Raw genomic sequence first — 7,522 nt, forward strand, 5'->3', positions numbered from 1 at the left:
GTGTGTATCTGACCGCGGGCGAGGCGGACGGCCTCAACAAGACCCCCCGGCCCCCCGCCCCCGCCCCCGACCGTGCCGCGTACTCCTCCTCCCGCCATCAGGGCCTGCGCCAGGCGTACGCCGAGCTGCTCGGGCTCGACCGGTTCACGCCCTGGCTGAAGTCGGTGGTGACCCTGCACGGCGGTCACCGGGCCGAGGTGAACGTCCTGGCCGACGGCGCCCGCCGGGTCGAGCTGGTCTTCCTCAACACCGCGATGCACACCGGGCGCGGCCGCCCCGGTCTGCCCAGTCTCTGGCGTGACCGCCGGCTCGTGCTGCGTACCGTCGTCGCCGACAACTCGCCGCTGGAGCGCGCCGGTTCGTATACGTACGAGTCGCTGACAGACGTCCTCGTCGGGCTGCTGGAGCAGTACCGGCCGACCGTCGTGCACACCCTCGACCCGGACCCGGACCTCCAGTTCAGCAGCGAGTACGAGCGCCGCCGGGACAGCGAGCAGCGTGGGTACTCCGACCACGCCGACCACACCGCCGCCGGGTGCTTCGCCTGGGCCGCCCTGATCCGCTGGGTGGCGCGGGCGACGGGGCGCGGGGAGCCGGTGCCCGGGTTCGTCGTCGCCGCGTTCCGGGGGTACTACAACCGGCACTGGCCCAAGAACCTGCCGCCCGCGGTGCTGGAGCGCAAGGCCGCCCACCTCGTCCCCTACGGCGGCGCCCCCGACTGGGAGTGCGGCAACCCCTCCGGCTGCGGGGACTACAACGTGGGCGGCGACCGGCCGCTCACCAACCGCAAGGGCTGGGTGCGCTCCACCCACCACCGCTACCCGGGCCCCCGGGCCCAGGTCGCCTCCGGGCCGGACGGCCGGCTCATCGCCTACGGGGTGCTGGGGCTGCGGGCCGTCCGGTGGCACGAGAGCGCGCCCGGCAGCGGGATCTGGGATGCGCCGGACGACCTCGGCGGTGGGCCGCTCGCCCCGGTACTGGGCGCCGCGGTGACGGCGGACGGGCGGCAGCTGCTGTTCGGGCTGCGGTTCGCGGCGCTCGGCGGGCACGGCGCGGACAACAAACGCGAGATCGTGCTCCTGGAGCAGCGCTCCCCCGGCGGCCCCTTCCTCGCCTGGCGAGGCCTCGGCAACCCCGCGACCGGCCCCGACCACGGCCGCCGCATCGGAACCCCGGTCGCCGTCACCGCCCCGGACGGCCGCGTCCACCTCTTCGTACGGAACGCGGAGAAGGGGCTGAGCACCCGGGTGCGCGACGCGGTCACCGGCCGCTGGAGCGGCTGGCGGGACATGGGCGGCGGCGAGATCCAGGACGGGGTGACCGCGCTCGTGGACACGGCGGGGCGCGTCCACGTGTACGCGGCCGGGCACCATGCCGTGCACCACTGGACCCAGGACGCCCCGGGCACCGACGTCACCGCCCGTACCCAGCTCACCGATGCCCCCGTCCCCGCGCACGCGCCCGGCGCACTCCCGGCGCCCGACGGGTCCGTGGAGCTGTACTACCGGCCCGCCGAGCGCGAGCGGCTCGTCGCCGTGCGCGCCGAGGAGGCTCCCGCGCCCCGCTTCGGGGGGTACGGTCCGGTGACCGCCGCCGCCTCACCGGCCGGCCCGGTCCTGCTCGGCCGGTCCGCGGAGGGCCGGATCCAGGTGCGTACCGCCGAGGGCATCGCCGTACGCTCCCGGGGCCCCGTCGCCCTGGACGGCGCCGCTCTCCACCTGGGCGCGGCGGACGGGCAGTCCGCCGTCGTGGGGTTCGGCCCGGACGCAGCGCCCTGGGCATGGCGGCCACAGAAGGGGCCGCTCCCCCCAACTCCCGCCCCATAACGCCGCGTTATGGCCAAACGTTAGTACCCCGCCCTCGTCGCGCCCCGGCACCCTGTTGCCCACCATCCCCCACGGACACGCCTACCCAGCGTGTCGCGCGAAACGAGGCATCATGCGCATATCCCGGCTCATGCCCGCTGTCGCCGCAGCAGCGGCCTGCGTCCTCTCGCTCTTCGCACCGTCCGCGACGGCCGCACCCGCGCCGCCGCTCCAGGACGCCCCGCCGCCCACCACCCAGATCATCGGCGGCGGCTACGCCCAGAACGCCCCCTGGGCCGCCCGGCTCTTCTCGAACGGCAGAGAGACCTGTTCGGCGACGATCATCGCGCCGACCTGGATCCTCACCGCCAAGCACTGCGTCACCGGCGGCGGCCTGTCGTTCCGCATCGGCAGCCTCGACCAGCACAGCGGCGGTGTCGTCGCGAACGGCGCCCAGACCTACACCCACAGCTCGGACCTGGCCCTCGTCCGGCTGGACCGCTCCGTGCAGGCCACCTACTCCCGCCTCGGCTCGCCCGGCTCGGTGAGCGTCGGCCAGAGCGTCCAGGTCTGGGGCTGGGGCGCGACCTCGCAGTGCGGCTCGGAGGCGAACTGCCAGTCGCGCTACCTGAAGGTCGCCAATGTGACGGTCACCGGCGGCTGCGGTGACGCGTACGGCGGCTCGGCGATCTGCGCCCGCCGCGGCAACGGCATCACCGCCGGCGGCGACTCCGGCGGCCCGATGACCGCCAACGGCATCCAGGTCGGCGTCGCCTCCACCAGCGACCGCCAGACCACGACCGCGTACACGAACGTCACCGCGTACCGGTCCTGGATCCGGTCGATCGCGGGCGTCTGACCCAGGGCCTGTCCGGTCCCGATCTGCCGGGCGCGCCCTGAACGCCCCACCCGGGACGGCGGGCACCTGACCGGTCCGCCGTCCCCCTGAAACCGTAGGGCCCCCGTACCTCACCGCCCGAGGTACCGGGGCCCTACAACCATGTCCGGCGCACCGACCGCGGGTACGCGAAGGGCCCCGCACCTCTTTCGCGGTGGGGGGCCCTTCTTGCAGCTCAGTGAGCCACCAGGTCCAAGGACCAAGCAGAAACTACTTGATGATCTTGGTGACCTGGCCGGCGCCCACGGTCCGGCCACCCTCACGGATGGCGAACTTCAGGCCCTCTTCCATGGCGACCGGCTGGATCAGCGCGACGTCCATGAGGGTGTTGTCACCCGGCATGACCATCTCGGTGCCCTCGGGAAGGGTCACAACGCCCGTCACGTCCGTGGTACGGAAGTAGAACTGCGGGCGGTAGTTGTTGAAGAAGGGGGTGTGACGGCCACCCTCGTCCTTCGACAGGATGTAGGACTGCGCCTGGAACTCGGTGTGCGGGGTGACCGAGCCGGGCTTGATGATGACCTGGCCGCGCTCGACGTCCTCGCGCTTGATGCCACGGAGGAGCAGACCGACGTTCTCACCGGCCTGGCCCTCGTCGAGCAGCTTGCGGAACATCTCGATGCCGGTGACCGTGGTGGTGGTCTTCTCGGTCTTGATACCGACGATGTCGACGGTCTCGTTGACCTTCAGGACACCACGCTCGATGCGGCCGGTGACGACCGTACCGCGACCGGTGATCGTGAAGACGTCCTCGATCGGCATGAGGAACGGCTTCTCGACGTCACGCTCGGGCTGCGGGATGGACTCGTCGACAGCCTTCATCAGGTTGAGGACGGACTCACCCCACTCCTTGTCGCCCTCGAGCGCCTTGAGCGCCGAGACCTTGACGACCGGAACGTCGTCGCCCGGGAACTCGTACTCGGAGAGGAGCTCACGGACCTCGAGCTCGACGAGCTCCAGGATCTCCTCGTCGTCCACCATGTCGGCCTTGTTCAGGGCGACGACGATGTAGGGGACGCCGACCTGGCGGGCCAGGAGCACGTGCTCCTTGGTCTGCGGCATCGGGCCGTCGGTGGCGGCGACCACGAGGATGGCGCCGTCCATCTGCGCGGCACCCGTGATCATGTTCTTGATGTAGTCCGCGTGACCGGGGCAGTCGACGTGCGCGTAGTGACGCGACTCCGTCTGGTACTCGACGTGCGCGATGGAGATGGTGATACCGCGCTGGCGCTCTTCGGGAGCCTTGTCGATCTGGTCGAAGGCCGAGGCCTCGTTCAGGTCCGGGTACGCGTCGTGCAGCACCTTGGTAATGGCGGCCGTGAGGGTCGTCTTACCGTGGTCGATGTGACCGATGGTGCCGATGTTGACGTGGGGCTTAGTCCGCTCGAACTTTGCCTTCGCCACTGGGGTCCTCCTGAGTGGTTCTGTACGCCTTGCTTCATCGGCGCCAGGTGATCTTTGCTGGGGTGCCGGCGCCGGGGGCATACGGCACAGTGCTCGCGCGCTGTGCCGCATGCCCGCCAGGCTCCGGTGACAAGCCTAAAGCGTGAGCTCGGGAGAGTTACTCGCCCTTGGCCTTCGCGATGATCTCCTCGGCGACGTTCCGCGGAACCTCGGCGTAGGAGTCGAACTGCATCGAGTAGCTTGCGCGACCCGAGGTCTTGCTGCGGAGGTCTCCGACGTAGCCGAACATCTCCGAGAGGGGCACGAGGCCCTTCACGACGCGAGCGCCGCTGCGCTCCTCCATGGCCTGGATCTGGCCACGGCGGGAGTTGAGGTCGCCGATGACATCGCCCATGTAGTCCTCGGGCGTGGTGACCTCGACGGCCATCATCGGCTCCAGGAGCACGGGAGAGGCCTTGCGGGCACCCTCCTTGAACGCCTGCGAACCGGCGATCTTGAAGGCGAGCTCCGAGGAGTCGACCTCGTGGTAACCACCGTCGAGAAGGGTGACGCGGACGCCGACCATCTCGTAACCGGCCAGGATGCCGAACTGCATGGCTTCCTGAGCACCCGCGTCCACCGAGGGAATGTACTCACGGGGGATGCGGCCACCGGTGACCTTGTTGACGAACTCGTAGGAGGCGTCGCCACCCTCGATGGGCTCAAGGGCGATCTGCACCTTCGCGAACTGGCCGGTACCACCAGTCTGCTTCTTGTGCGTGAAGTCGATGCGCTCGACGGCCTTGCGGATCGTCTCGCGGTACGCGACCTGGGGCTTGCCGACGTTCGCCTCGACGCGGAACTCGCGCTTCATGCGGTCGACGAGCACCTCGAGGTGAAGCTCGCCCATACCACCGATGATGGTCTGGCCGGTCTCCTCGTCGGAGTGCACCTGGAAGGAGGGGTCCTCCTCCGAGAGGCGCTGGATGGCGACACCCAGCTTCTCCTGGTCACCCTTGGACTTCGGCTCGATGGCGACCTGAATGACCGGCGCCGGGAAGTCCATGGACTCCAGGATGACCGGGTTCTTGTCGTCGCACAGCGTCTCACCGGTGGTGGTCTGCTTGAGACCCATGACGGCGATGATGTCGCCGGCGCCCACCGATGCGATCTCCTCACGCTTGTTCGCGTGCATGCGGTAGATCTTGCCGATGCGCTCCTTCTTGCCCTTGACGGAGTTCAGCACCGCGGTGCCGGCCTCCAGGCGACCGGAGTAGATCCGGACGAAGGTGAGCTTGCCGAGGTGCGGGTCGCTCGCGATCTTGAACGCCAGGCCGGAGAACGGCTCGTCGTCCGAGGGCTTGCGGGCGATGACCTTCTCCGGGTCCTTCACGTCGTGGCCCTCGATGGCCTCGACGTCCAGGGGGGAAGGCAGGTAGCGCACGACCGCGTCGAGCAGGGGCTGAACGCCCTTGTTCTTGAACGCGGTGCCACAGAACACCGGAGTGACCGTGACGGAGTCGGCGCTGCCCTTCGACGCAAGGGTGATGCGGCGGATCGCCTCGTGCAGCTGCTCCTGGGTGGGCTCGGTGCCCTCCAGGTACAGCTCCATCATGGCGTCGTCGTTCTCGGCCACGGCCTCAAGGAGCTTGGCGCGCCATTCGTCGGCGCTCTCCTTGAGGTTGTCCGGGATGTCGACGGTGTTGTACATCTCGCCCTTGGCGGCCTCTTCGGGGTACACGAAGGCCTTCATCGACACGAGGTCGACAACGCCCGTGAAGTCCGCTTCGGCGCCGATGGGGAGCTGCATGACGATCGGGGTCGCGCCGAGGCGGTCCACGATCATCTCGACGCAGCGGAAGAAGTCCGCACCGGTGCGGTCGAGCTTGTTGACGAAGCAGATACGCGGCACGCCGTAGCGGTCCGCCTGACGCCAAACGGTCTCGGACTGCGGCTCGACGCCCGCGACACCGTCGAACACGGTGACGGCGCCGTCGAGGACGCGGAGCGAACGCTCCACCTCGACGGTGAAGTCGACGTGACCCGGGGTGTCGATGATGTTGATGGTGTGGTCAACATCGTTGAGCGGCCAGTGGCAGGTCGTCGCGGCGGACGTGATCGTGATGCCGCGCTCCTGCTCCTGCTCCATCCAGTCCATCGTGGCAGCGCCGTCGTGGACTTCACCGATCTTGTAGCTCACACCGGTGTAGAAGAGGATCCGCTCAGTGGTGGTCGTCTTGCCCGCGTCGATGTGGGCCATGATCCCAATGTTGCGGACCTTGGCCAGGTCAAGCGAAGTGGTGGCCATAAGGCTCAGTCTTCTCTCGGTCTCGATGGGGGTAGCGACTACCAGCGGTAGTGCGCGAAGGCCTTGTTGGACTCGGCCATCTTGTGCGTGTCCTCACGCTTCTTGACCGCAGCGCCGAGGCCGTTGGAGGCGTCGAGCAGCTCGTTCATGAGGCGCTCGGTCATGGTCTTCTCGCGGCGGGCGCGGGAGTAACCGACGAGCCAGCGCAGAGCGAGGGTGGAGGCGCGACCGGGCTTGACCTCGATCGGCACCTGGTAGGTGGCGCCACCGACACGGCGGGACTTGACCTCGAGCGAGGGCTTGACGTTCTCAAGCGCGCGCTTCAGCGTGATGACCGGGTCGTTGCCGGTCTTCTCGCGGAGGCCTTCCATGGCGCCGTACACGATCCGCTCGGCGGTGGAACGCTTGCCGTCGAGGAGGATCTTGTTGATCAGCGACGTGACAAGAGGAGAGCTGTAGACCGGGTCGATGATGACCGGGCGCTTCGGGGCGGGGCCCTTACGAGGCATTCTTACTTCTCCTTCTTGGCGCCGTAGCGGCTGCGGGCCTGCTTGCGGTTCTTGACACCCTGGGTGTCAAGGGAGCCGCGGATGATCTTGTAACGAACACCCGGCAGGTCCTTCACACGGCCACCACGCACGAGCACGATGGAGTGCTCCTGCAGGTTGTGTCCCTCACCCGGGATGTAGGCCGTGACCTCGATGCCGGAGGTCAGACGCACACGCGCGACCTTACGGAGCGCCGAGTTCGGCTTCTTCGGGGTGGTCGTGAACACACGCGTGCAGACACCACGACGCTGGGGCGAACCCTCGAGCGCGGGCGTCTTGTTCTTCTCGACCTTGTCCTGCCGGCCCTTCCGGACCAGCTGCTGGATCGTAGGCACTACTTCTCCGGTTTCTGTGTGCCGTTCGTGAAACTAACCTGGAACATCGCCGACCCACGCGGTCGGGTGTGTCGAATACTGCGGACTTCCGCCCTGGGGGCGGGAGGGGCGCAGATTGCGGTGGCTACTGACGGACTCGCGGTGCGGCTGATGACACGCACACGAGCCCAGGCACACCCCAGGCACAAGGCTTGAGCGTACCTACCTCACGGAGCTGGGTCAAAACAAATGGGCGGGGCCGGGCG

At 68.7% G+C, this 7,522-nt stretch carries 6 protein-coding genes; 2 read left to right on the forward strand and 4 right to left on the reverse strand.

The window, feature by feature from the left end:
- Positions 1 to 1,826, forward strand: a 1,826-nt coding sequence (locus tag JS521_RS31600; RefSeq protein ID WP_205086350.1) for a DUF8189 domain-containing protein, incomplete at its 5' end; no start/stop codon positions are given.
- A 112-nt stretch (positions 1,827 to 1,938) separates the two neighbouring features.
- Positions 1,939 to 2,664, forward strand: a complete 726-nt coding sequence (locus JS521_RS31605; RefSeq protein ID WP_088576221.1) for a S1 family peptidase — start codon at positions 1,939 to 1,941, stop codon at positions 2,662 to 2,664.
- Positions 2,665 to 2,913: 249 nt separating this feature from the next.
- Here the strand turns inward: JS521_RS31605 and tuf are convergent, their stop codons facing one another.
- From tuf to rpsL, 4 genes are all read right to left on the reverse strand, one after another.
- A complete protein-coding gene (gene tuf / locus JS521_RS31610; protein ID WP_010058805.1) occupies positions 2,914 to 4,107 on the reverse strand; it encodes an elongation factor Tu in 1,194 nt (397 codons plus the stop codon).
- Between the two features lie 157 nt (positions 4,108 to 4,264).
- Positions 4,265 to 6,394, reverse strand: a complete 2,130-nt coding sequence (gene fusA / locus JS521_RS31615) for an elongation factor G (protein ID WP_205086351.1) — start codon at positions 6,392 to 6,394, stop codon at positions 4,265 to 4,267.
- A 38-nt stretch (positions 6,395 to 6,432) separates the two neighbouring features.
- Entirely contained in the window at positions 6,433 to 6,903 is a 471-nt protein-coding gene (gene rpsG, locus JS521_RS31620; RefSeq protein ID WP_007445917.1) for a 30S ribosomal protein S7, read from the reverse strand.
- A 2-nt stretch (positions 6,904 to 6,905) separates the two neighbouring features.
- A complete protein-coding gene (gene rpsL, locus JS521_RS31625; RefSeq protein WP_003948652.1) occupies positions 6,906 to 7,277 on the reverse strand; it encodes a 30S ribosomal protein S12 in 372 nt (123 codons plus the stop codon).
- Positions 7,278 to 7,522: the final 245 nt, after the last annotated feature.

The sequence above is a fragment of the Streptomyces durocortorensis genome (assembly GCF_016901035.1).
Taxonomy (GTDB): domain Bacteria; phylum Actinomycetota; class Actinomycetes; order Streptomycetales; family Streptomycetaceae; genus Streptomyces; species Streptomyces durocortorensis.

What these genes read in the sequence shown, in the direction of transcription:
- JS521_RS31605 (WP_088576221.1), top strand. Translation starts at nt 1,939, where the DNA reads ATGCGCATATCCCGGCTCATGCCCGCTGTCGCCGCAGCAGCGGCCTGC.
- fusA (WP_205086351.1), bottom strand. Translation starts at nt 6,394, where the DNA reads ATGGCCACCACTTCGCTTGACCTGGCCAAGGTCCGCAACATTGGGATC.
- rpsG (WP_007445917.1), bottom strand. Translation starts at nt 6,903, where the DNA reads ATGCCTCGTAAGGGCCCCGCCCCGAAGCGCCCGGTCATCATCGACCCG.